The organism is Pseudomonas sp. ANT_H4, assembly GCF_008369295.1.
Taxonomy (GTDB): Bacteria; Pseudomonadota; Gammaproteobacteria; order Pseudomonadales; family Pseudomonadaceae; genus Aquipseudomonas.
Genome location: NZ_VOBG01000005.1, coordinates 92,534 through 116,830 on the forward strand (window position 1 = coordinate 92,534; position 24,297 = coordinate 116,830).

The 24,297-nt window shown below is 59.9% G+C and carries 21 protein-coding genes and 1 pseudogene; 17 read left to right on the forward strand and 5 right to left on the reverse strand.

Annotation, left to right across the window (positions count from 1 at the left end; genetic code table 11):
- Nucleotides 1-21: 21 nt before the first annotated feature.
- Entirely contained in the window at nucleotides 22-978 is a 957-nt protein-coding gene (locus FQ182_RS08330) for a nucleoside-specific channel-forming protein Tsx (protein WP_149413643.1), read from the reverse strand.
- Nucleotides 979-1,201: 223 nt separating this feature from the next.
- Here FQ182_RS08330 and FQ182_RS08335 point away from each other — a divergent pair, with 223 nt between their 5' ends.
- Nucleotides 1,202-1,393: a hypothetical protein gene (locus FQ182_RS08335; RefSeq protein WP_149413642.1), complete on the forward strand. Its 192-nt coding sequence runs from the start codon at nucleotides 1,202-1,204 to the stop codon at nucleotides 1,391-1,393.
- On the opposite strand, the gene FQ182_RS08340 is transcribed toward FQ182_RS08335, so the two are convergent.
- The gene (locus FQ182_RS08340) at nucleotides 1,363-2,310 is read right to left on the reverse strand and encodes an AraC family transcriptional regulator (RefSeq protein ID WP_149413641.1); all 948 of its coding nucleotides are present in this window, start codon (nucleotides 2,308-2,310) and stop codon (nucleotides 1,363-1,365) included. The two genes, FQ182_RS08335 and FQ182_RS08340, sit on opposite strands and share 31 nt — an antisense overlap.
- Nucleotides 2,311-2,546: 236 nt before the next feature.
- Between FQ182_RS08340 and FQ182_RS08345 the strand changes: the two are divergent.
- The 3 genes and pseudogenes from FQ182_RS08345 to FQ182_RS08355 all read left to right on the forward strand — a co-directional run.
- Nucleotides 2,547-2,939 (forward strand): annotated as a pseudogene (locus tag FQ182_RS08345) (extracellular solute-binding protein); the annotation flags it as partial.
- A 72-nt stretch (nucleotides 2,940-3,011) separates the two neighbouring features.
- The gene (locus FQ182_RS08350; RefSeq protein WP_149413640.1) at nucleotides 3,012-3,785 is read left to right on the forward strand and encodes an L-iditol 2-dehydrogenase; all 774 of its coding nucleotides are present in this window, start codon (nucleotides 3,012-3,014) and stop codon (nucleotides 3,783-3,785) included.
- A gap of 112 nt (nucleotides 3,786-3,897) precedes the next feature.
- Nucleotides 3,898-4,314, forward strand: coding sequence for an SRPBCC family protein (locus FQ182_RS08355; RefSeq protein WP_149413639.1), 417 nt, complete (start codon nucleotides 3,898-3,900; stop codon nucleotides 4,312-4,314).
- 479 nt (nucleotides 4,315-4,793) lie between these two features.
- Here the strand turns inward: FQ182_RS08355 and FQ182_RS08360 are convergent, their stop codons facing one another.
- The 3 genes from FQ182_RS08360 to FQ182_RS08370 all read right to left on the reverse strand — a co-directional run bounded on the left by FQ182_RS08360 (nucleotide 4,794) and on the right by FQ182_RS08370 (nucleotide 7,944).
- Nucleotides 4,794-6,188: a HAMP domain-containing sensor histidine kinase gene (locus FQ182_RS08360; RefSeq protein WP_149412716.1), complete on the reverse strand. Its 1,395-nt coding sequence runs from the start codon at nucleotides 6,186-6,188 to the stop codon at nucleotides 4,794-4,796.
- A complete protein-coding gene (locus tag FQ182_RS08365; RefSeq protein ID WP_133101168.1) occupies nucleotides 6,166-6,849 on the reverse strand; it encodes a response regulator transcription factor in 684 nt (227 codons plus the stop codon). The genes FQ182_RS08360 and FQ182_RS08365 overlap by 23 nt, the downstream gene beginning before the upstream one ends.
- A gap of 174 nt (nucleotides 6,850-7,023) precedes the next feature.
- Nucleotides 7,024-7,944, reverse strand: coding sequence for a MurR/RpiR family transcriptional regulator (locus FQ182_RS08370; protein WP_149412715.1), 921 nt, complete (start codon nucleotides 7,942-7,944; stop codon nucleotides 7,024-7,026).
- Between the two features lie 301 nt (nucleotides 7,945-8,245).
- Between FQ182_RS08370 and iolC the strand changes: the two genes are divergently transcribed.
- The 13 genes from iolC to FQ182_RS08435 all read left to right on the forward strand — a co-directional run bounded on the left by iolC (nucleotide 8,246) and on the right by FQ182_RS08435 (nucleotide 24,172).
- Entirely contained in the window at nucleotides 8,246-10,183 is a 1,938-nt protein-coding gene (gene iolC / locus FQ182_RS08375; RefSeq protein WP_149412714.1) for a 5-dehydro-2-deoxygluconokinase, read from the forward strand.
- A gap of 157 nt (nucleotides 10,184-10,340) precedes the next feature.
- The gene (gene iolE / locus FQ182_RS08380; protein WP_149412713.1) at nucleotides 10,341-11,249 is read left to right on the forward strand and encodes a myo-inosose-2 dehydratase; all 909 of its coding nucleotides are present in this window, start codon (nucleotides 10,341-10,343) and stop codon (nucleotides 11,247-11,249) included.
- Nucleotides 11,246-12,040, forward strand: coding sequence for a 5-deoxy-glucuronate isomerase (iolB, locus tag FQ182_RS08385; protein WP_149412712.1), 795 nt, complete (start codon nucleotides 11,246-11,248; stop codon nucleotides 12,038-12,040). The genes iolE and iolB overlap by 4 nt, the downstream gene beginning before the upstream one ends.
- Nucleotides 12,041-12,061: 21 nt before the next feature.
- The gene (locus tag FQ182_RS08390) at nucleotides 12,062-13,564 is read left to right on the forward strand and encodes a CoA-acylating methylmalonate-semialdehyde dehydrogenase (protein WP_149412711.1); all 1,503 of its coding nucleotides are present in this window, start codon (nucleotides 12,062-12,064) and stop codon (nucleotides 13,562-13,564) included.
- A 27-nt stretch (nucleotides 13,565-13,591) separates the two neighbouring features.
- Nucleotides 13,592-14,413: a TIM barrel protein gene (locus tag FQ182_RS08395; RefSeq protein ID WP_149412710.1), complete on the forward strand. Its 822-nt coding sequence runs from the start codon at nucleotides 13,592-13,594 to the stop codon at nucleotides 14,411-14,413.
- Between the two features lie 64 nt (nucleotides 14,414-14,477).
- Complete coding sequence (gene iolD, locus FQ182_RS08400) at nucleotides 14,478-16,409, forward strand: 3D-(3,5/4)-trihydroxycyclohexane-1,2-dione acylhydrolase (decyclizing) (protein ID WP_149412709.1); 1,932 nt, start codon at nucleotides 14,478-14,480, stop codon at nucleotides 16,407-16,409.
- Nucleotides 16,410-16,424: 15 nt separating this feature from the next.
- Entirely contained in the window at nucleotides 16,425-17,435 is a 1,011-nt protein-coding gene (locus tag FQ182_RS08405; protein WP_149412708.1) for a Gfo/Idh/MocA family protein, read from the forward strand.
- Between the two features lie 18 nt (nucleotides 17,436-17,453).
- A complete protein-coding gene (locus FQ182_RS08410; RefSeq protein WP_149412707.1) occupies nucleotides 17,454-18,314 on the forward strand; it encodes a sugar phosphate isomerase/epimerase family protein in 861 nt (286 codons plus the stop codon).
- 12 nt (nucleotides 18,315-18,326) lie between these two features.
- Nucleotides 18,327-19,379: a Gfo/Idh/MocA family oxidoreductase gene (locus FQ182_RS08415; RefSeq protein ID WP_149412706.1), complete on the forward strand. Its 1,053-nt coding sequence runs from the start codon at nucleotides 18,327-18,329 to the stop codon at nucleotides 19,377-19,379.
- 374 nt (nucleotides 19,380-19,753) lie between these two features.
- A complete protein-coding gene (locus FQ182_RS08420) occupies nucleotides 19,754-20,689 on the forward strand; it encodes a sugar ABC transporter substrate-binding protein (RefSeq protein ID WP_149412705.1) in 936 nt (311 codons plus the stop codon).
- Between the two features lie 67 nt (nucleotides 20,690-20,756).
- Nucleotides 20,757-22,316, forward strand: coding sequence for a sugar ABC transporter ATP-binding protein (locus FQ182_RS08425; protein ID WP_149412704.1), 1,560 nt, complete (start codon nucleotides 20,757-20,759; stop codon nucleotides 22,314-22,316).
- A gap of 60 nt (nucleotides 22,317-22,376) precedes the next feature.
- The gene (locus FQ182_RS08430; protein WP_178114411.1) at nucleotides 22,377-23,429 is read left to right on the forward strand and encodes an ABC transporter permease; all 1,053 of its coding nucleotides are present in this window, start codon (nucleotides 22,377-22,379) and stop codon (nucleotides 23,427-23,429) included.
- 338 nt (nucleotides 23,430-23,767) lie between these two features.
- A complete protein-coding gene (locus FQ182_RS08435; RefSeq protein ID WP_149412703.1) occupies nucleotides 23,768-24,172 on the forward strand; it encodes a TraR/DksA C4-type zinc finger protein in 405 nt (134 codons plus the stop codon).
- Nucleotides 24,173-24,297 lie beyond the last annotated feature (125 nt).

Genomic DNA, 24,297 nt, shown 5'->3' on the forward strand with positions numbered 1-24,297 from the left:
GAACGGCTTCCAACGTGCCGCTCAAAACTGATAACCGACCCCGGCGTAGTAACCCCAGCCGTTGGAGCGGGCGCGGAAGTTGCCGTCGCCGAAATTCAGCTCGCTGCCGTCCTGCCAGTTGCCGCCGTTATGAAAATAACGGCCCACCAGGGTGAAGCGCAGGTGCGTGAAGGAATACAACAGCACATTGGTTGCAACCAGGGAGTTGGCAGTGCGCGCTGGGTTGTCCTTGTGCAAATCCGAGCCGAAATCGTAGTTGGTGAAACCGATGTAGGTCAGCGAAGCGCCGTTGTCGAAGCTGCCGATGGGCACGATGTATTTCATTTGGGCGCGGTAGCCGTCCCAGGAATATTCATTGCTGGCGCCGTAGTTTTCCCACTGGTAACGCCCGTAGAAGTTGGCCGACAGGTTGACCCGCGAGTGGGTGTCGATGTCGGTGCCCAGGCCGCTATATAACGTGTTGGCGCGGTTGGCCTTGTTGCTGCCGTGGTCGTAGACCCAGTCGAAGGCCACGTACCATTCCTTGAACGGCCCTACGGCCAGGCTGCGGCCGGCCAGGTAATCGATGGAGATGCGCGGTTCGTGTTCCATGAACACTGGCGAGCCATGGTCCCAGACGCCTTTGTCATTGCTGTTACCAATACCGAAGATCTTTGGCACATCTATATAACCGTATAGCTCGAACGGCCCCTTGCGGCCGAAGTACTCGTACTCCAGGTAAATGTCATCGGCAGGCTTGGGGCCGAAGCTGATGTCTTTGCTGCCAATGATCGTCAGGTCTTGGTTGAACCAGTCGGAGAGGTAAGGGCCGTCTTTCTTCGGGGCCGCCGCCGCGCTCAGGGTTTCGCCTTGTGCTGAATCATCGGCGAATTTTTCCTGCCCCAAAGTGGGGCCGCTGAGTACTCCCGTAACGGCTGCCAGTAGCAGAGAAACACCAGAGATTGTGGCGGACGCGGGGCGTCTGGAAGTCGATTGCATTGAAAATCCCTGTTCGTGTGCGGTTTAGACCCGGCTGGCCGGGAAAGGGCGAACGTGCCGGTAATTTGCCGTCAAGTCCGATCCGCAAACGTTTGCATAGGCTGTACCAACTTTGGTCAATGGTTTGAAACGGATAGAAAAATGTCGAATTAGCCGACCTTTTGGTCAGAAACGTGACTTAGCGTTTATGGCATCCTGTCGGGCAATGAACAGAGAGCCCGCGATGCTGAAAATCGCCCATACGCCTGAAGAAAAACTCGGTGGTCTGCTGCAATGGGTGGTGGCCCACGCCGGGTTGTCGGCAGCCTGGTTCCTGGAGGATGAGGAGCGGGATCGGGCGGATGTAAGCCTGCAAGTTGCACGACTGGCGCAACAGGCATTGGCTCAATGGGCCTTGGTAAACGGCAATGCCTGATCACCGTTGCGAGTGAACAGATACATCGCCGTCTCCCGGCGGTACTCGCTGGGCGTCTGGTCCATTTCGATGCGGAAATGCCGATTGAAGTTGGACAGGTTGGCGTAGCCCACTTCAAAGCAGATGTCGGCGACGGACATCTCGGTTTGCAGCAGCAACCGGCAGGCGCGCTGGACCCTGAACTTGCGCATCAGGTCGATAAAACCGTGGCCGGTGATGCGCTTGAAGAACCGCGAGAAGCCCGGTTCGCTCATGTCTAGGCGCTGGGCGATCACCGACAGGCGCACGTCACCGGTCAACTCGCTCATCAGATAGTCGAAAGCCTTGTTGATACGCTCTGAGCTGCGGGCATCCAGGGTTGGTGCGTAGCAGGTGCTGGCCAGGGCATGTACCTCCAGCGCCGGCGCCTTGATCAGGGTGTCGAGCAATTGCAGAAACAGGATCAAGCGCTTGAGCCCCAGGGCCGGGCCGATCTGTTCAAGCAGTTCGGCGGCCTGGAGGGCGGTGGCCCCGGTGAACTCCAGGCCACGACGGGCCAGGTCGAACATGTGCTGCAGGTCGCCCAGCTCCGGTAACGTCTTGCCCAGGGCGAGCAGGGCGGCACCGTCGAACTGCAGCACCACGTCGCGCCCGTGCAGATGTTCGCCGGGGGCCAGGTCGCCGATCCAGTCATGGGGCAGGTCTGGCCCGATCAGCGCCACGTGGCCTGCACCAAAGGCGCCGATATAGTCGCCTGCCACCAGCTTGCCGCTGCCCTGGCGAATCAAGTGGATTTCGAATTCAGGGTGGTGATTCCAGCGCGCCAGCGCGTAGGGATAGTCATGTTCGTACCAGCGAAAGCCATGCTCGGCCTCGGGGAGAATGACCTCTAGTTCGGCGGGGCGCTGCTCGAACAAGGCTGCGCGGCTGTCTGGCATGTCTTGGCCCCTTAATGGGTTCTTGGAATACGATCAAAGTACGCCCTTTTCCTGGTAGGCGGCTACCTGGTGTTTTGCTTGCCACTGATACTTTTTTGACCCTGTAAGCGACAGTTAAAAAAGTACCAGTCGTGCATCCGCCATTCGTTTGTTCGGGCCTCTCCAAGCTGCTGTAATCGAGTGGTCAAAAACAAAAACAATAGCTCCCGTCGCCAATGGCGCGGGTGGAGAGCACCATGACCCCTATCCCGAAGAGGCTTTTGCTGGTGACCGGCCTGTGTGTGGCGATGGCCAGCCATGCGGCAGAAACGGTGACCATCGCCACGGTCAACAACAGCGACATGATCCGCATGCAGCGGCTTTCAAAAGTGTTTGAACAGCAGCATCCCGAGGTGAAACTCAACTGGGTGGTGCTGGAAGAAAACGTTCTGCGCCAACGCCTGACCACCGATATCGCCACCCAGGGCGGCCAATTCGACGTGCTCACCATAGGCACTTACTAAACCCCGCTGTGGGCTGCCAAACACTGGCTGGAACCGCTCACCCAACTGCCTGCCGACTACGACGTGCAAGACATCTTCCCGGCGGCGCTCACCGGGCAGATGTCAGTGGATCAGGCACTTGCCGCTGCACAGTCCACCACCGAGCGCGAGATGAAACGCGCCGGTTATCCGAAATAGCCCTTAATGGATGAGCACCCAATGAAACGACTGGAAGGTAAAAGCGCCCTGGTCACCGGCTCCGCACGCGGTATCGGCCGATCCTTTGCCCAGGCCTATATCAATGAGGGCGCTACTGTCGCCATCGCTGACATCAACCTGCAGCGAGCCCAGGCTACGGCGTTAGAGCTGGGCCCCAACGCTTACGCGATAGAGATGGACGTGACCCGCCAGGTCTCCATAGATGCCGCGATTGCCGCCGTAGTGGTACAGACCGGCAAACTCGACATCCTGATCAACAACGCTGCGCTGTTCGATTTGGCGCCGATCACCGACATCACCCGCGAGAGCTTCGACCGGCTGTTTTCCATCAATGTCGCCGGTACGCTTTTTACCTTGCAAGCCGCCGCTCGACAGATGATCAGCCAGGGCCACGGCGGCAAGATCATCAACATGGCCAGCCAGGCCGGGCGCCGGGGCGAGGCGTTGGTGGCGGTGTACTGCGCCACCAAGGCGGCGGTAATCAGCTTGACTCAATCGGCGGGGCTGAACCTGATCAAGCACGGGATCAACGTGAATGCCATCGCACCGGGTGTAGTGGATGGCGAGCATTGGGATGGGGTCGATGCCATGTTCGCCAGGCATGAGGGCCGGCCTTTGGGCGAGAAGAAACGACTGGTGGGACAAGAGGTGCCGTTTGGGCGCATGGGCACGGCTGAGGATTTGACGGGGATGGCGATTTTCCTGGCGTCGAAGGACAGCGAGTATGTGGTGGCGCAGACTTATAACGTCGATGGTGGGAATTGGCTGAGCTAAAGGGTCAAGCAATGAGTTGCCGGTGGTCGGTGGCGATCAAATACTCCTGGGTTCGATGCTGTGAGCGTATGGTGAGTTGAGTTTTCCCCTACTTATTGATTGGAGTTCTGTCGTGGCCAAAGCATCCTCTGCAATTGAAATCCCGGTGTCGGCCGAGCAGGTCTGGCAATTGGTTGGCGGTTTCAACTCGCTGCCCGACTGGCTGCCCTTGATCGCCAAAAGCGAACCGAGTGAAGGTGGTCGCTTGCGCCACCTGCAAGCCGTCGATGGTGGCGTGGTGGTTGAACGTCTGCAGGCCTTTGATGAAGCAGCGCGCACCTACAGCTACTCCATCAGCGAGTCGCCGTTTCCGGTGGGTGAGTACCTGGCGACTTTGCGCGTTGAGGCGCTGACGGACAGCACCGCGAAAGTGACCTGGTCCGGGGTGTTTACCCCGGTAGCTGGGGTGACGGATGCGGCGGTGGAGGAGTTGTTTTCCGGTGTTTACAGCGGTGGGCTTGAGGCCTTGCGGGCTAACTTTCCGGCCTGAGAATGTGGGGGGGCGGTGGTGCGACTGGGTTGGGTTGGGTGCATATCCGTTATTTTGGTCAGGGCGGATTAGGGTTACGCCCTTACGGCGTGTCACTTTGCAAAAGCGGCAAAGTAACCAAAGCGCTCTTGCCCCACCACTTGGTGCCTCGCTGTGGCTCGGCATGCCTTCTCTGCGGCATTGCTCCGTGGGCCGCCGCGATGGGCCATCCTTGGCCCAGCGCGGCTAAACCGGCGTCCTGCCGGTTTACCCACGGCTCAATACCTGCGTTCAGCCATCGTGGTTAACGGGGCGCCTTAGATCAAGATCAAAAGCAAAAGCACGGCGGCCTGGTAGCCGACCTGAGTGGTGAGAAGCAAAAGCGGATCTACTGTCCACTGTAGGAGCGAGCTTGCTCGCGATGGTCGTTAACGATAACGCTGGCTTTCTGAATCACCGCGGTGCCCTCAGGTTCTTCGCGAGTAAGCCCGGCTTGTTCTTCAGGCCTCGGGCATTAACTGCTGCCGACACTCCAGCACCAGCCGCGCACCGCCACGTTCGCTGGTGCCCACTTCCAGCTTGAAACCATGCAGATTGATGATCGCCGCCACAATCGACAGGCCCAAGCCAAACCCGCCTTGCTGACTGCTTTCATCGACTCGGTAAAAACGCTGGAACACCGCTGCTCGTTCCGCCTCCGGGATGCCGGGGCCGGAGTCGAGGACTTCGATTCGCGTGCTGCCGGCATCGTTGACCGCCCGCAAAATCACTTCGCCGCCCGGCGGAGTGAATTTGATCGAGTTGCTCAACAAGTTGGCCAGGGCCTCGAACAGCAGCGCCCGGTCGCCCGTGATCCACGGCAGCGACTCGGGAGTTTCCAGCAGCAAGTCCATCTGGCCTTCTTCGGCCAGGGGCAGGTAAAAATCGTGGAGTTCCTGCAGCAAGGGCAGGGGGTCGAGGACCAGGAAGCCGGAACGGCGCTGATGGTCTTCCAGTTCGGAAATGCGCAGCAAACCACGAAAACGTGCCATCAGCGTGTCGGTTTCACTGATCACTTCATCCAGTTGCAAGGCATGAGCCGAGCCTTCGTCGGCCTGTTGCTTGATCCGGTATAACTGCGCCCGCAGCCGGGTCAGCGGGGTGCGCAGGTCGTGGGCGATGTTGTCGCACACACCCTTGACCTCGTTCATCAGCTTTTCGATGCGGTCGAGCATGACGTTGACGATGGCGGCCAGCATGTCCAGCTCGTCGCGGCGGTTGGACAGGGGCAGGCGATGGGTCAGGTCGCCGGCGACAATTGCCTCGGCGCTGGCCTGGATTGCGCGAATGCGCCGCAGCGGCCGTCGGCGCAACAAGTGCCAGCCGGCAGCGCCGGGAATGATGGTCAGGGAAATTCCCCACAGCAAGGCATGCAGAATGATCCGGGTCACGCCGAACAGCGAGCCGTTATCGCGCACCAGGATCAGCCAGCGGCCATCCTGGGTGTGGGTTGCGACGGCGTCGCAACTGTCCTGGGGCAGTTTCGGGTCGTCGGAATCGATGCAATTGGCCAGGGCGTGGATGTGCCCGTCCAGGGGCAAGTCAGGCGGGATCTGTCGGATCGGGCCGCTCAGGGGCTTATATTGCTCATCGAACAGGCCGTAGGCGTCGATGCCCTTCATGTCGAAGGTCATGCTGGTGGTCAGGGCTTCCACCAGTTGCTCGCCCTCAAAGCGCTGGAACAGGTGCTGGCGCTGCATCAACGAATGGCGCGAGAGGTTGCTCAGGTAGCCGGAGACTTCGTAGTACAGCACCCCCATGAGGATGCAGCTCCAGGCCACGAACAACGTGCTGTACAGCGCCAGCAAGCGGCTGCTGGAAGAACGCCAGCCTTTAGAGGGGTTCAGCAATGACATAACCCGAACCTCGCACCGTGCGGATTAACGGCGTAAGGCCCGGCGGGTCGATTTTCTTGCGCAGGCGGCCAATGTGCACGTCGATCAGGTTGGTGCCAGGGTCGAAGTGATAACCCCAGACTTCCTCGAAAATCATCATCCGCGAGAGGATTTGCCCGGTGTTGCGCATCAAAAATTCCAGCAGCTTGTATTCGGTGGGCAACAGGCTCAGGGGCTGGTCGGCGCGGCTGGCTTCGCGGCTGATCAGGTTCAGCTCCAGGTCTGCCACCCGAAGGGCGGTTTCGAATTCCTTGACGGTGTTCTTGCGGCGCAGCAGCACTTCGACCCGCGCGGCCATCTCGTCGGAGGCGAAGGGTTTGGTCAGGTAATCATCGCCACCGGCCCGCAGGCCGCGCACCCGCTCATCGACATCGGAGAGTGCGCTGATCATCAGGATCGGCGTCGACACACCGATGGTACGCAAGGTGGTGACGATGGCCAGGCCGTCCAGCTCGGGGAGCATGCGGTCGAGGGTGATCAGGTCGTAATCGCCGCTGACGGCCCGGACCAGGCCTTCGCGGCCGTTGTCTACCCAGTCTACTTCCAGTCCATGGCTACTCAGCTCGGCGACGATCTCGCGGGCCGTTACGGCGTCGTCTTCGATGGTCAAAATACGGGTCATAAGGAGTACCTGGTGAACAATTCACACTGAAGTCGGGGCATTTTGCCAAGAAATGATAGCCGGCTTCCTAAATAAAAATTCATGTTGGTAAAAGCAACACGATTTTCCTGATGATTGTTCCCACTCCGAGCAAGGAACCCCGCCATGGCCCGTTAGCCGTCCCGCAAGACAGGGTCAGTCGTCAAACCCAACCTGCTCATGAATCTCATCGACCTTCAACTCCAGCCGATACGCCACGGCAATAAACAACGCCTGGCATAGGCACAACGTTGCACTCAATGACCTGAACGCAAACGACGACCCTTCATTGACCAGCAACACCGCATTCGCCCGCTTGGCCAGGGGTGAGAGGTTGCTGTCGGTGATGATCAAGGTCTTGGCCTGATGATGCTGGGCAATGCGCAGGCAATGCTGCGTTTCCTTGCCATAGGGCGTGAAGCTGATGGCAATCACCAGGTCATTGGCCCGCACGCTGCGCATCTGTTCGCGGTAGCTGCCGCCCAGGCCGGACACCAGATGGATGCGCTTGTTGGTGTGCTGCAGGTTGTAGACCAGGTAGTCGGCGACGGCAAAGGAGCGCCGCACGCCGACCACATAGATATTGTCGGCATTGACCACCAGGTCCACGGCCTTGTCGAAGGCCACATCATCGAGTTCAAGGCCCAAGCGTTCGATACCCGACAACGTGGCGTTGACACATTCGCGAGCCAGGTCGCCGCCGCTGGCTTTCTGCGACTTGTTGGCGATCATGCTGCGGATGCGCTGCTGGTAGTTCTGTACCGGGGTGGTCTTGTGGGTGTAGGCCTCGCGGAACAACGCCTGCATCTCACTGAAGCCACTGAAACCGAAGCGCTGGGAAAACCGCACGATGGCCGAAGGGTGGACTTCGCATTCCCGGGCGATGTCGCTGATGCGGTCGACCATGATCCGGTCGCTTTGCTGGCTCATGTAGCTGGCAATGCGCTTGAGCTGGCGCGGCAAGCTCTCGTATTCGTCGGTGATCAGCTGCAACAGGCGCTCGGCATTGATCGGGGGGCTGGCGAGCGCTTCTTCTGGGGCGCTCTCTGGGTTAGCCGGCTGATCGGTGCGGGGCATAGGGAATCCTTCTGGCTTGTGCTTACGGGGAATGAGGCCGCCCCAGACAATAGGTCGATGGGCGCAAGTCTACAGGGTGGGCGTAAAAAAATACCCCGCATCATGGCGTGTGGCCGTTGCTGAAACGATGCACTGTTACTGGATCAGTTCTATGATGGCGTATTGGAAAATATATTCCATAAAAAATATTTATAGAATAATTATTGATTGGTGCTGTCAGACGTTCTAGTCTGCATCCACCAAGAGCGTTTGCCGCCGCCACGACGACAGACGCAGGCTGATAAAAATAACAGGAGCCAGCATGGGCCAGACTCGTTTTGCCAGTGGGCGTCAATTGGATCTGATTTGCCTCGGACGCCTGGGCGTCGACCTCTACGCCCAACAAGTGGGCGCGCGGTTGGAGGACGTCACAAGCTTCGCCAAGTACCTGGGCGGTTCCTCCGCCAATATTGCGTTCGGTACCGCACGGTTGGGGCTCAAGTCTGCGATGTTGAGCCGGGTGGGGGACGACCACATGGGCCGCTTCCTGGTGGAGTCCCTGGCCCGTGAAGGCTGCGATGTCAGCGGTATCAAGGTCGATCCGCAACGCTTGACCGCCATGGTCTTGCTGGGGCTCAAGGACCGCGAAACATTCCCGCTGGTGTTCTACCGCGAGAACTGCGCCGACATGGCCCTGTGCGGCGAAGACATCAGCGAGGCCTTCATTGCCTCCAGCAAAGCGCTGCTGATCACCGGCACTCACTTCTCCACTGACGGCGTGTACCAGGCCAGTATCCAGGCCCTGGACTACGCCGAAAAACACAACGTCAAGCGTGTGCTGGACATCGACTACCGCCCGGTTCTCTGGGGGCTGGCCGGCAAGGCTGACGGTGAAACCCGCTTTGTCGCCGACCAGAACGTCAGCCAGCATGTGCAAAAAATCCTCCCGCGTTTTGACCTGATCGTCGGCACCGAAGAAGAATTCCTGATTGCCGGCGGCAGCGAAGACTTGCTGACGGCGTTGCGCACCGTGCGCCGCCTGACGCCGGCAACCCTGGTGGTCAAGCTCGGCCCGCAAGGTTGCACGGTGATTCACGGCGACATTCCGGCGCGCCTGGAAGACGGTGCGATCTACCCCGGCGTACGCGTCGAAGTGCTTAACGTGCTGGGCGCCGGTGATGCCTTTATGTCGGGCTTCCTCAGCGGTTGGCTCGAAGACGCCAGCGACGAGCGCTGCTGCCAGTTGGCCAATGCCTGCGGCGGCCTGGTGGTCTCCCGCCATGCCTGCGCGCCTGCCATGCCGACTCGCGCCGAACTCGACTACCTCTTTAACAGCCCAGTGCCGATTACCCGGCCCGATCAGGACGCGGTGTTGCAACGCCTGCATCAGGTCAGCGTGCCGCGCAAAGCCTGGAAGCAGCTGTTCGTGTTCGCCTTCGACCATCGCTGGCAATTGGTGGAACTGGCGCAGAAGGGTGGACAGGACCCCGCGCGGATCAGCGCCATCAAGCAACTGTTTATCAAGGCGGTGGAGCGGGTTGAAAGCAAACTGCGCGAGCAAGGCATCGACGCTGATGTAGGCCTGCTGGCTGACCAGCGCTTCGGCCAGGACGCCCTCAACGCCGCCACCGGTCGCGGCTGGTGGGTCGCGCGACCGGTGGAAGTCCAGGGCTCGCGGCCGCTGGCTTTCGAACATGGGCGTTCCATTGGCAGCAATCTGATTGCCTGGCCCCATGAGCAAATCATCAAGTGCCTGGTGCAGTTTCACCCCGACGACGAACCGTTGTTGCGCCTGGAGCAGGAAGCGCAACTCAAGGGCCTGTACCAGGCCTCGCAAGTCAGCGGCCATGAACTGCTGCTGGAAATCATCCCCCCCAAGGATCATCCGTCCGTTCATCCCGACGTGCTCTACCGCAGCCTCAAGCGCCTGTACAACCTGGGCATCTACCCGGCCTGGTGGAAGATCGAGGCGCAGTCTGCCGAGGACTGGAAAAAGCTCGACGAGCTGATTCAGGAGCGCGATCCCTACTGCCGGGGCGTGGTGCTGTTGGGGTTGAACGCCTCAGCCGAATGCCTGGCGGATGGCTTTCAAAAGGCCAGCCAGAGCCAAACTTGCTGTGGTTTTGCCGTGGGCCGCACGATCTTCCAGGAGCCGAGCCGGGCGTGGATGGCGGGGGAGATTGATGATGAGACATTGATCCGGCAGGTGCAGGGCACGTTCGAACAGTTGATCAATGCCTGGCGTAGTTCCCGCGGTTAATTGATTTCAACTGTAGGAGAGAGCCTGCTCGCGATGGTCGTTAACGATGACGCTGGCATCCTGAGTAAACGCGGCGTCTTTGAGTTTTTCGCGAGCAAGCACGCTCCTACAAAGAGCCCGTTCTCAGGTTAATTTGAAAACAATAAAAGGTGCAGCCATGCCCGCTATCCGAATTGGCATCAACCCGATCTCCTGGAGCAACGACGACCTTCCGGCCCTGGGTGGCGAAACGCCCCTGAGCACCGCGTTGAGCGAAGGCAAGGAAATCGGCTACGAAGGTTTCGAACTCAACGGCAAATTCCCCAAGGACGCCAAGGGCGTCGGCGATGTATTACGCCCCTATGACCTGGCGCTGGTTTCCGGCTGGTATTCGAGCCGCCTGGCGCGGCGTTCGGTGGCTGAGGAAATTGACGCCATCGGCAGTCACGTCGAACTGCTGCGCGAGAATGGCGCCACAGTGCTGGTCTACGGCGAAGTCGCCGACTCAATCCAGGGTTCACCGATCCGGCTGATCGAGCGCCCGCGTTTTCACAGCGAACAGGCCTGGCAGGAATACGCCGAAAAACTCACGCAATTGGCGCGTTTCACCCTGTCCCAGGGCGTGCGTCTGGCGTACCACCACCATATGGGCGCCTACGTCGAATCCCCTGAAGATATCGACAAACTGATGAGCCTTACCGGCCCCGAAGTCGGCCTGCTGTTTGATTCGGGTCACTGCTACATGGGCGGCGGCGAGCCCATCGAAGTGTTGCGCAAGCACATCGATCGCGTCTGCCACGTGCATTTCAAGGACGTGCGCAAGCCGGTGGTGCAACTAGCCCGCAACAACATGTGGAGTTTCCCCGACTGCATCATCAACGGCACCTTTACCGTGCCGGGCGACGGCGACATCGACTTCGCCGCGCTGCTGGACGTACTGCTGGCCGCCAACTATCACGGCTGGCTGGTGGTGGAAGCCGAGCAAGACCCGGCGGTGGCGCCCAGCTACGCCTACGCAAAAAAGGGCTACGACACCTTGCGTGAACTGCTGAGCGCCGCTCTTGTGAAAGGGAGTGCCGGACAATGAGCCTGTTAGTCAAAAGCAACCAACGTGGGCAGACCATGGTTGAGCTGGAGCCGGGCCGCCTGGAGTACGTGGGTTTTACCGCCTACCGCTTGAGCCTTGGCGAAACCCTGCCGGTCAGCGCTGGCGATAAAGAGCTGTGCCTGGTGCTGCTCAGCGGTCGCGTGAATATCCAGGGCGAAGGCTTTAACTGGGAAAACCTCGGTGATCGCCAATCGGTGTTCGAAGACAAGTCACCGTTCGCCGCTTACCTGCCGCCGGGCAGCACCGCTCAGGTGAGCGCCTTGAGCGACGTGCAAATCGCCGTCTGCGCCGCCCCAGGTTCCCCGGCTGCCGGTCTCGTTCCACGGCTGATCCGCCCCGAACAGTGCAAGCGCAGCGTGCGCGGCAAGGGAGCCAATACGCGCTACGTCTGCGACATCCTGCCAGACACCGAGCCGGCCCATTCCCTGCTGGTGGTGGAAGTTCGCACGCCGTCCGGTCACTCGTCGAGCTATCCGCCCCACAAACACGACACCGACGACTTGCCGCATCAGAGCTTTCTTGAAGAAACCTATTACCACCAGATCAACCCGCCACAGGGTTTTGTGTTCCAGCGGGTCTACACCGATGACCGCAGCATCGACCAGGCCATGGCCGTGGAAAACAGCGACCTGGTGGTGGTGCCCAAGGGTTATCACCCGGTCAGCGTGCCCTACGGCTACGAGTCGTATTACCTGAACGTGATGGCTGGGCCCAAGCGCGCCTGGCACTTCCATAACGACCCGCAGCACAGCTGGCTGCTGGACCTTTAACGACTTCGACGGAGAACAACAATGAGCAACGCCCAGGTGATCGGCCATTACATCAACGGCCAGGTGCAGGACAGCGGTAGCGAGCGGTTCAGCAATGTCTTCAACCCGGCCACTGGCGAGGTGCAGGCGCGAGTCGGGCTGGCCAGCCAGAAGACCGTCGACGAAGCGGTGGCCTCGGCCTTGAAGGCATTCCCGGCCTGGTCCGAGCAATCGTCCCTGCGCCGCTCGCGGGTGCTGTTCAAGTTCAAGGAATTGCTCGACCTGCACCATGACCAGTTGGCCGAGATCATCAGCCGCGAACACGGCAAGGTGTTCTCCGACGCCAAGGGCGAAGTGACCCGTGGCATCGAGATTGTCGAGTACGCCTGCGGCGCGCCGAACCTGTTGAAAACCGATTTCAGCGACAACATTGGCGGTGGTATCGACAACTGGAACCTGCGCCAGCCTTTGGGTGTGTGCGCCGGCATCACGCCGTTCAACTTCCCGGTAATGGTGCCGCTGTGGATGATCCCGCTGGCCCTGGCCACCGGTAACTGTTTCATCCTCAAGCCCTCCGAACGTGACCCGTCCGCCAGTTTGTTGATGGCGCAATTACTGACCCAGGCCGGCTTGCCCGATGGCGTATTCAACGTGGTCCAGGGCGACAAGAGCGCGGTAGACGGCCTGTTGCAGCACCCCGATATCGAGGCGATTTCCTTTGTTGGCTCCACGCCCATTGCCGAGTACATCCACCAGCAGGCCACCCAGCGCGGCAAGCGCGTGCAGGCCTTGGGTGGCGCGAAGAACCATATGATCGTGATGCCCGACGCCGATCTGGACCAGGCAGCGGATGCCTTGATCGGCGCGGCGTACGGCTCGGCCGGCGAGCGTTGCATGGCGATCTCCATTGCCGTGGTGGTGGGCGATGTCGGTGACAAGCTGATTGACAAATTGCTGCCGCGTATCGACCAGTTGAAGGTCGGCAACGGTATGCACAAGGACAGCGAAATGGGGCCGTTGGTCACCGCTGAGCACAAGGCCAAGGTGGAAGGCTTTATCGACCAGGGCGTGGCCCAGGGCGCGAAGCTGATTGTCGATGGCCGGGGCTTCAAGGTGCCGGGTGCGGAGGGTGGCTTTTTTGTCGGCGCGACCTTGTTCGATAACGTCACGACCGAGATGAGTATTTACCATCAAGAGATTTTTGGCCCGGTGCTGGGCATTGTGCGAATGGCGGATTTTGCCAGCGCCGTGGCGTTGATCAATGCCCATGAGTTCGGTAACGGCGTGTCCTGCTTTACCAGCGACGGCGGCATCGCCCGTGCCTTTGCCCGCAACATCAAGGTCGGTATGGTTGGCATCAATGTGCCGATCCCGGTGCCGATGGCCTGGCATTCGTTTGGTGGCTGGAAACGCTCGCTGTTTGGCGACCACCACGCCTATGGCGAAGAAGGTATTCGTTTCTACAGCCGCTACAAAAGCGTGATGCAGCGTTGGCCTGACAGCATTGCCAAGGGTCCTGAATTCAGCATGCCAACCGCCAAGTAATTTTTTCGAGTGTGGAGCACAACAACAATGAACTCGCCTCTACGTTTCGCCCTGAACCGCATGGTCGCCCCCAGCCTTTCCCTGCCGGAGTTTATCGAGCTGGCGGTGACCTTGAAATGCGACGCCATCGAGATCCGCAACGACCTTGCGGGCATCGAGATTGAAGACGGCACGCCTGCCAGTCGCGTGCGCGAGTTGTGCGCGGTGCACGGCATCACCGTGCTGTCGATCAACGCCCTGTACCCCTTCGATGTATGGAATGACGAGCGCCGCGCCCAGGCGGTGAAGCTGGCGACCTATGCCCGCGAATGCGGCGCACAGGGCCTGGTGATGTGCCCACTGAACGATCGCGCTGATTCGCGCAATGAGGCCCAGCGCGCGGCGGGTTTGCGCACGGCGTTGAGCGAACTGGCGCCGATCCTGCGCGAATACGGGATTCTGGGCTTCATCGAGCCTTTGGGCTTCGAGGAATGTTCCTTGCGGCGCAAACAGACGGCGGTGGACGCGATCAAGTCCATGGGCGGCCTGGATGTGTTTCGCCTGGTGCATGACACCTTTCACCATCACCTGGCCAGCGAGCATGAGTTTTTCCCGGAATTGACCGGGTTGGTGCATATCTCCGGCGTGGAAGATGCCGAGGCACCGTTGGCGACCATTCGTGACGGCCATCGAGTGCTGGTAGGCGAGGGCGATATCCTCGGCAACGCGGCGCAGATCGACACCTTGCTCAGCACCGGCTATAGCGGCTACCTGTCGTTTGAGCCGTTTGCCGAGAGCGTGCACGGCCTGGCAGATATCAAACAGGCGCTGGGGGCGAGCATGGCCCATCTAAAACAATCTCTGGCCTGACCCAGATCCCCTGTAGGAGCGAGCAATCTCACTCCTACAGTTTATTTTTTGTGCAGGGGGCAGCATGACTACCACACGATTGACCATGGCCCAGGCCTTGGTAAAGTTCCTCGACAACCAGTACATCGAAGTCGATGGCGTGCAGAGCAAATTCGTCGCCGGTATCTTCACGATTTTCGGCCACGGCAATGTGCTGGGCCTGGGCCAGGCACTTGAGCAGGACAGCGGTGACCTGGTGGTGCATCAGGGCCGCAACGAGCAGGGCATGGCCCATGCCGCCATCGGTTTTGCCAAGCAGCACCTGCGGCGCAAGATCTACGCCTGCACCTCTTCGGTTGGCCCCGGCGCCGCCAATATGCTCACCGCTGCGGCCACCGCCACGGCCAACCGCATCCCGTTGCTATTGTTGCCCGGCGATGTCTACGCCAGCCGCCAGCCCGACCCGGTGCTACAGCAGATCGAGCAGTTCCACGACCTGAGCATCAGCACCAACGACGCCTTCCGCGCCGTCAGCAAATACTGGGACCGCATCAACCGCCCCGAGCAGTTGATGAGCGCGGCGATCCACGCCATGCGTGTGCTTACCGACCCCGCCGAAACCGGCGCCGTGACCCTGGCCTTGCCGCAAGATGTGCAGGCTGAAGCCTGGGACTACCCCGACTATTTCCTGCAAAAGCGCGTGCATCGTATCGACCGCCGCCCGGCGACCGAAGCCATGCTCGGCGACGCGATCGCGGCTTTCAAGGGCAAGCGTAAACCGCTGATCATCTGCGGTGGCGGGGTCAAGTACTCTGGCGCCAATGCTGCGTTGCAAGCCTTTGCCGAACGCTTTGACATTCCCTTCGCGGAAACCCAGGCGGGCAAGAGCGCCGTGGTCTCAGCCCATCCGCTGAACCTCGGCGGTATCGGCGAAACCGGTTGCCTGGCGGCGAATCTGCTGGCCCCGGAGGCCGACCTGATCATCGGCATCGGCACTCGCTACACCGACTTCACCACCTCATCGAAGTCATTGTTCAAGCATCCCGAGGTGCAGTTTCTCAACCTCAATATCAGCCCTTGCGATGCGTTGAAACTGGACGGTGTGCAGCTGCTGGCGGATGCCAAGGTGGGCCTGGAGGCTTTGTCCGAAGTCTTGGGCGACTACCGCTCCAGCTGGGGCGATCAACCACGGGACGCCAAGGCGCAGTTGAATGCCGAAGTTGACCGCATCTACCAGGCCCAATACCAGAGCGAAAACTTCGTTCCGGAAATCAACGACCACATGGACCCGGCCGTGCTGCGCGAGTTTATCGAGCTGACCGGCTCCTGCCTGACTCAAAGCCGCGTGCTGGGCGTGCTCAATGAAACCCTGGCCGACGACGCAATCATCGTTGCCGCCGCCGGCAGCCTGCCCGGTGACTTGCAGCGCAGCTGGCGCAGCAAGGGCGTGAATACCTATCACGTCGAGTACGGCTATTCGTGCATGGGTTATGAGGTCAACGCCGCCTTGGGCGTCAAGCTGGCCGAGCCTGAGCGTGAGGTGTACGCATTGGTGGGCGATGGCTCCTACATGATGCTGCACTCGGAGCTGGTCACCTCGATCCAGGAGCGGCGCAAGATCAATGTGGTGCTGCTGGACAATATGACCTTTGGTTGCATCAACAACCTGCAAATGGAGCACGGCATGGACAGCTTCGGCACCGAGTTCCGTTTCCGCAACCCCGAGAGCGGCAAGCTCGACGGTGGTTTTGTGCCGGTGGACTTCGCTATGAGCGCGGCGGCCTATGGCTGCAAAACCTACAAGGTCAGCACCGTGGAGCAGTTACAGGCGGCGTTGGCCGATGCGCGTACGCAAACCGTGTCGACGCTGATTGATATCAAGGTTCTGCCCAAAACCATGATTCACAAATACCTGTCGTGGTGGCGGGTCGGTGTGGCGCAGGCGTCCACCAGCGAGCGCACCGACGCGGTGGCAAAAACCCTCAATGAACGCTTGGCCAAAGCCCGGCAGTACTGATAAAGGAGTCCTTACATGTCTTTGAAACTTGGTGTTATCGGTACTGGCGCCATCGGCCAGGATCATATCCGTCGTTGCAGCCAGACCTTGCTCAACAGCCAGGTTGTCGCCGTCACCGACATCAACCTTGAGCAGGCCGCCAAGGTCGTCGCCGACTTGAAACTCACCGCCGAGGTCTACCCCGACGGCCACGCGCTCATCAACTCGGCGCAAGTCGAAGCGATCCTGGTCACTTCCTGGGGGCCGAGCCACGAAGAGTTCGTGCTGGCCGCCATCGCCGCCGGCAAGCCGGTGTTCTGCGAAAAACCCCTGGCGGTGACGGCCGCAGGCTGCCTCAAGATCGTCGAGGCCGAAGTGGCCCACGGCAAGCGTCTGGTGCAGGTGGGTTTCATGCGCCCCTACGACCAGGGCTATCAAGCCTTGAAAGCGGTGATCGACAGCGGCCAGATCGGCGAGCCGTTGATGCTGCACTGCGCTCACCGCAACCCTACCGTGGGCGAGAACTACAAGACCGACATGGCGATCACCGACACCTTGATCCACGAGTTGGACGTGTTGCGCTGGTTGCTGGCCGATGACTATGTGTCGGTGCAAGTGGTGTTCCCGCGCAAGACCAGCAAGGCTCACGGGCATCTGCGTGACCCGCAGATCGTCCTGCTGGAAACCGCCAAGGGCACGCGCATCGACGTGGAAGTGTTTGTGAACTGCCAGTACGGCTACGACATCCAGTGCGAAGTGGTGGGGGAGACCGGCATCGCCAGGCTGCCGGAACCTTCCCAAGTGCAACTGCGCAGCGGCGCCAAGCTGTCCAATGCGATTCTGATGGACTGGAAGGACCGGTTTATTGCGGCCTATGACGTTGAGTTGCAGGCATTTATCGACGGCGTGCGCGCTGGGCAGGTGGGCGGGCCATCGGCGTGGGATGGTTTTGCGGCGGCGGTGGCGGCGGATGCGTGCATCGAGGCGCAAAACAGTGGGCAGATTGTGAAAGTCGGCCTGCCAGAGCGCCCACATTTCTACGGCTGATCATAGGAGAATCTATCCATGCGTATCGCCCTGGACCCTTACATGTACCGCCACCTGCCCCTGGGCAAGATGGTCGATAAAGTCGCCGAACTCGGCTACCAGCACATCGAACTTTCACCCCGGGAGGATTTCCTCCCGTTCTACAAAGCCGCTCGGGTCGACCGGGCGCGGATCAAGGAATTTCGCAAGGCCCTGAGCGACACCGGTGTGCAGCTTTCATCCCTGCTGCCGATGTACCACTGGGCCGCCGCCGATGAAGGCTTGCGCGTCGCCGCCGTGCGCAACTGGAAGCGCGCGATTCAGATTGCCGTGGAAATGGACTGTGAGCTGGTCAATACCGAGTTCACCGGCCAGTCTGACAACCCGCTGGTGTGCGAAAACCAGTTCATGCGTTCCATGGACGAACTGATGCCCGAGTTCGAGCGCGAAAGCATCAAGCTGGATATCCAGGCTCATCCCTATGACTTTTGCGAGCGCAACAACGAGTCAGTGGACATCATTCGCGGGCTGGATCGCGACTGGATCAACTACTTGTATGCCGCGCCCCACACCTTTTTCTACGACGACGGCAAGGGTGATATCGCCTCGATGCTCAAGTACGCGGGCTCCAAGCTTAGCCACCTGATCATCGCCGACACTTACAACCACCGGGCGTCCTCCAACTTGCGCTACATCGTCAACCCGCCGGGCGTCACTGCCACCGTGCATCAACATCTGGATATCGGCCAGGGCGAGGTGAACTGGGACGCGTTTTTCGGCACCTTGCGGGAGATCAAGTTTGATGGCATCGCCACGGTCTCGGTGTTCGCCTGGGAAGACCGGCCGGATGAGTCCAACCGGATGATGCTGGAACGGGTGACCCGCGAACTTTGCCAATAAAGGAATCGACCCATGCGAATCGGACTAGTCGGATACGGCCACGGTGGCCGTTTTTTTCACGCACCGCTGATTGCCAGTCTGCCGGGAGCAACCTTTGTCGGTGTTGTCACCCGTTCACCCGAGCGGCGCCAGCAACTGGCGACCGAACACCCTGAGGTCAAGGCCTTCGACAGCATCGAGCAGATCGTTGAGGCCGGTGTCGACGCCTTGGTGATCTCCACCACACTCAAAGGTCGCCCAGCGCTGGTACTGGAAGCGATCGAACACGGTGTGGCGGTGGTCAGCGACAAACCGTTCGCCAGCAATGCCGCCCAGGCGGGGGCCTTGATTACTGCTGCCGAGCGTCAGGGCGTGTTGCTGAGCGTCTACCAGAATCGGCGCTGGGACTCGGATTTCCTCACCCTGCGCAAGCTGATCAACGCCGGCGCCCTGGGCACCATCACCCGCTTTGAATCCCGAGTGGAGCGTTACAACCCCGCGTCCGTGGGCAATGCCAGTGGCGGCGGGTTCCTGCGTGACCTTGGCAGCCATCTGGTGGACCAGGCGATGCAATTGTTTGGCTCGGTGGATCGGGTCTTCGCGCAATTGCACTACAGCGCTGAACACCCCAGCCTCGACCATGGCTTCTTTGTTTCCCTGACCCACGCCAACGGGGTGATCTCGCACCTGTGGGGCAGCGCCCTGCAAAACAGCCAGGCGCCGCGTTTTCGGGTTAACGGCAGCGCAGGCTGTTACACCGTTGAAGGCCTGGATGGTCAGGAAGACGCGTTGATGGCCGGCAAAACCCCGAAAACCGAGGGTGAGCACTGGGGCGCGGAAGAACACCGACGCTGGGGCTGGTTCGAACAAGGTCCGGAGCGTGAGCGTGTGCCCTCGGAAAAGGGTTGCTGGAACCAATTCTATCGCCAGCTGCAAACCGCTGTTCAAGGCCAGGGTCCATTGCCGGTGGATGCCCGTGATGCCTTGGAGACCACCCGTGTGCTGGACGCCGCACGGCTCAGCGCCGAGCGTCAACAAGTAGTGGAAATGGCCGCTGTCGAGGGTTATGGAACAAAAATAGAATAAAATTCTAAAACTTGTTGATGTGGAAATTATTTTCCAATAAAGTCATTTCCAGGTTGCTCATAGTGACGTCCCGATCTGCCGTTGAGGCGGTGGAGGACGACTCAACAAAAACAAGACACAAAAACAACCAGGTACCGTCAGATGAAAATCTTCAACGCTGCACTGCGAGTTTTACACTCTGCCTTCCCGCCCCGCGATGTGCCCCGTGCACGGCCGCTGTATTTTTCCTTCCTTAATGTCCTTTGCGTCGAAAGCAAGGGCGCCCTGGTGTGCTGCATTCCGGGGGCGCCGATTGTTCGGCTGCCGTCGCCAAAATAATGCTCTGAAAAACGCAACGTCCAAAAAACCAACAAGAAATTGGAGACAGACCGTTCATGAAGACCAATATCCGTTTTGCCTCGCTGGCCCTGTCCATGATGCTTGCCAGTGGTGTGGCCACGGCCGCCGACATCAAGGTCGGTGTGAGCATGTCGCAGTTCGACGACACCTGGCTGACCTACCTGCGTGAGGACATGGACAAGCAAGCCAAGTCCTATCCCAAGGGTGAAGGCGTACAACTGCAGTTCGAAGACGCCCGCGCCGATGTGGTCAAGCAGCTCAGCCAGGTAGAAAACTTTATCAGCCAGAAGGTCGACGCCATTGTGGTCAACCCGGTAGACACGGCGTCCACCGCAAGAATCACCAAAGCGGCGGTCGACGCCGGTATTCCGCTGATTTATGTCAACCGCCGCCCTGACCAGAAGGACCTGCCCAAGGGCGTGGTCACCGTGGCTTCCGATGACGTAGAGGCTGGCCGCCTGCAAATGCAATACCTGGCCGAGAAGATGGGCGGCAAGGGCAACATCGTGATTCTGCTGGGGGACTTGGCGAATAACGCCACGACCAACCGCACCAAAGGTGTAAAAGAAGTCTTGGCCAAATACCCGGGCATCAAGATTGAACAGGAGCAGACCGGGATCTGGCTGCGGGACAAGGGCATGACGCTGGTGAACGACTGGGTGACCCAAGGCCGTAAATTCGACGCGGTGGTTTCCAACAATGACGAGATGGCCATCGGTGCTGCCATGGCCCTGAGAACTGCGGGTGTCGAGAAAGGCAGTGTGCTGATCGGCGGTGTCGACGGTACGCCGGACGGTTTGAACGCGATCACCAAGGGTGATATGGCGGTCTCGGTGTTCCAGGATGCCAACGGCCAGGCTGTCGGTTCGGTGGAGGCGGCGGTCAAAATGGCCAAGAACGAGCCGGTCGAGCAGAACCTTTTGGTGCCGTTCAAATTGATCACCCCGGACAACGTTAAAGATTTCAAATAGTCCTTCACTTAATAACAACAATAAGCCGGCAGGGCGCCACGGCAGCCCTGCTGATGGAGTACCCGATATGTTCGCTCAAGCGACTGCTTCGCAGGCCCCGCTGGCCGGTATCCAGCCAACGGCGCTGGAAGAACCCTACCTGCTGGAAATCGTCAATATCAGCAAAGGTTTTCCCGGTGTCGTAGCCCTGGACGATGTGCAACTGCGGGTGCGTCCGGGCTCGGTGCTGGCGCTGATGGGCGAGAACGGCGCGGGCAAGTCGACGCTGATGAAGATCATCGCTGGCATCTACCAGCCGGACTCCGGTGAAATCCGCCTGCGGGGCAAGCCGATCGTTTTCGACACGCCGCTGGCGGCATTGCAGTCGGGGGTCGCGATGATCCACCAGGAACTCAACCTGATGCCCCACATGAGCATCGCCGAGAACATCTGGATCGGCCGCGAACAGCTCAACAGCCTGCGCATGGTCAATCACCGGGAAATGCACCGCTGCACCGCGCAGTTGCTGGAGCGCCTGCGCATCAACCTGGACCCGGAGGAGCAGGTCGGCAACCTGAGCATCGCCGAGCGGCAGATGGTGGAAATTGCCAAGGCGGTGTCCTACGACTCCGACATCCTGATCATGGACGAACCCACCTCGGCGATTACCGACAAGGAAGTCGCCCATCTGTTTTCGATCATTGCCGACCTCAAGTCCCAGGGCAAAGGCATCATCTACATCACCCACAAAATGAACGAAGTGTTTGCCATTGCCGATGAAGTGGCAGTGTTTCGCGATGGCGCCTATATCGGCCTGCAGCGGGCCGACAGCATGAACGGCGACAGCCTGATCTCGATGATGGTGGGCCGTGAGCTGAGCCAGCTGTTCCCGGAGCGCGAGAAACCCATTGGCGATTTGCTGTTGTCGGTGCGCGACCTGCGTCTGGACGGTGTGTTCAAGGGCGTGTCTTTTGATCTGCATGCCGGCGAGATCCTCGGCATCGCCGGGCTGATGGGGTCGGGTCGTACCAACGTGGCAGAAACCATTTTCGGCATCACCCCCAGCAGCGGTGGCGAAATCCAGCTCGACGGCCAGGTGGTGCGCATCAGCGACCCGCACATGGCCATCGAGAAAGGCTTTGCGCTGTTGACCGAGGACCGCAAGCTCAGTGGCCTGTTCCCTTGCCTCTCGGTCCTGGAAAACATGGAAATGGCCGTGATACCGCATTATTCGGGCAACGGCTTTATCCAGCAGAAAGCCCTGCGGGCGTTGTGCGAAGACATGTGTACGAAGCTACGGGTGAAAACCCCGTCCCTTGAACAGTGCATTGATACTCTCTCCGGTGGCAACCAGCAGAAGGCCTTGCTGGCCCGCTGGCTGATGACCAACCCGCGCTTGCTGATTCTCGACGAACCCACCCGTGGTATCGACGTTGGCGCCAAGGCCGAGATTTACCGGCTGATTTCCTACCTGGCCAGCGAAGGCATGGCAGTGATCATGATTTCTTCGGAGCTGCCGGAAGTGCTGGGCATGAGCGACCGGGTGATGGTTATGCATGAAGGCGACCTGATGGGCACCCTGGACCGCGCTGAGGCGACCCAGGAAAAAGTCATGCAACTGGCTTCCGGTATGACGGCGGTCCACTAACGAACACAGCGCGCGAGCCTGCGGTTGGCTGGCGCAACGGAATAAAAAAGGTGAGTGGTTATGAACGCGATACTGGAAAACCAATCTTCGGAAAAAAAGCCGGCGGAAAACAAACCACTCACGGCGCCGGTCAAGAGCCGTCGGCGGTTCCCCACGGAACTGAGCATCTTCCTGGTGCTGATCGGTATCGGCCTGGTGTTCGAAGTGTTCGGCTGGATCGTCCGTGACCAGAGTTTTTTGATGAACTCCCAGCGCCTGGTGCTGATGATCCTGCAAGTGTCGATCATCGGGTTGCTGGCGATTGGCGTGACGCAGGTGATCATCACCACCGGTATTGACCTGTCTTCCGGCTCGGTATTGGCGTTGTCGGCGATGATTGCCGCCAGCCTGGCGCAGACGTCCGATTTTTCCCGGGCGGTGTTTCCGTCGCTGACCGACTTGCCGGTGTGGATTCCGGTGGTAGTGGGGTTGGGGGTCGGGCTACTGGCGGGGGCGATCAACGGCAGCATCATTGCCATCACCGGCATTCCGCCGTTTATTGCGACGCTGGGCATGATGGTCTCGGCCCGTGGCCTGGCTCGTTATTACACCGAAGGCCAGCCGGTGAGCATGCTCTCGGATTCCTACACCGCCATCGGCCATGGCGCGATGCCGGTGATCATCTTTCTGGTGGTGGCGGTGATTTTTCACATTGCCCTGCGCTACACCAAGTACGGCAAATACACCTACGCCATCGGCGGCAACATGCAGGCGGCGCGTACGTCGGGCATCAACGTCAAGCGTCACCTGATCATCGTCTACAGCATCGCCGGCTTGCTCGCCGGGTTGGCGGGCGTGGTGGCATCGGCCCGGGCGGCCACCGGGCAGGCCGGGATGGGCATGTCTTATGAGCTGGACGCGATTGCCGCTGCGGTGATCGGCGGCACCAGCCTGGCGGGCGGGGTAGGGCGCATCACCGGCACCGTGATCGGCGCGCTGATCCTCGGGGTGATGGCCAGCGGGTTCACCTTTGTCGGGGTGGATGCCTATATCCAGGACATCATCAAGGGCCTGATCATCGTGGTGGCGGTAGTGATCGACCAGTATCGCAACAAGCGCAAACTAAAGCGCTGAAGAGCTGCGACACGCTGCAAGTTATAAGCTGCAAGCCATGTGAAGCTTGCAGCTTGTCGCTTGCAGCTTAATGCTTATAGCTGCCCGATTGAATTTCTTGCTATAAACGCACTCCGATAACTGCCTGCCGAGCCCGTCCTGGTGCCTTTTGGGGAAGTGTCGGACAAATTGCCTGTCATTTCAGTTGCTGAGCCCTCAAGTCGGCCTTAGACTGCCGCCCCTCGTAAATTGAGTGCCGGGAGGCGCTTGAAATGGACGGCGCCTTTCCGAGACCTGCAAAGGTCGACCGGAACGCTCCCTTATTCGCCTTGATGCACGTATTTTTTATAGAGAAATCAATGACAAAGGAAAAGTTGCTGGCCATGCCGGCGGATGACTACATGAATGCCGAACAGCACGCTTTCTTTGAAAAGTTGCTGCAAGCCATGAAAGTCGAGCACCACGAGCGCATTGAGCAGAACCGCATCGCCATTGAAAGCCTGGACACCCCGGCTGATCCGGCTGACGCTGCTTCTGTGGAAGAAGAGCGCACCTGGCTGGTCAACGCCATCGATCGCGACCAGCGCCTGCTGCCGCAACTGGAACAGGCCCTGGGTCGCATCAATGATGACTCCTTTGGCTGGTGTGACGACAGCGGCGAGGCTATTGGCCTTAAGCGCCTGCTGATCAGCCCGACCACCAAGTACTGCATCGAAGCGCAAGAGCGCCACGAGCAAATCGACAAGCATCAGCGTCAAGCTTGATGCGCGTGGCGAGCGGGCTTGCCCGCTCATTACAGAACCGTTCGGCCTATAGACCCTGCCCCTCTCCCGTCTATTGATCTGCTGCGCTCCCTAACACCAAAGGCCCATGGATAATGGCCGGATAG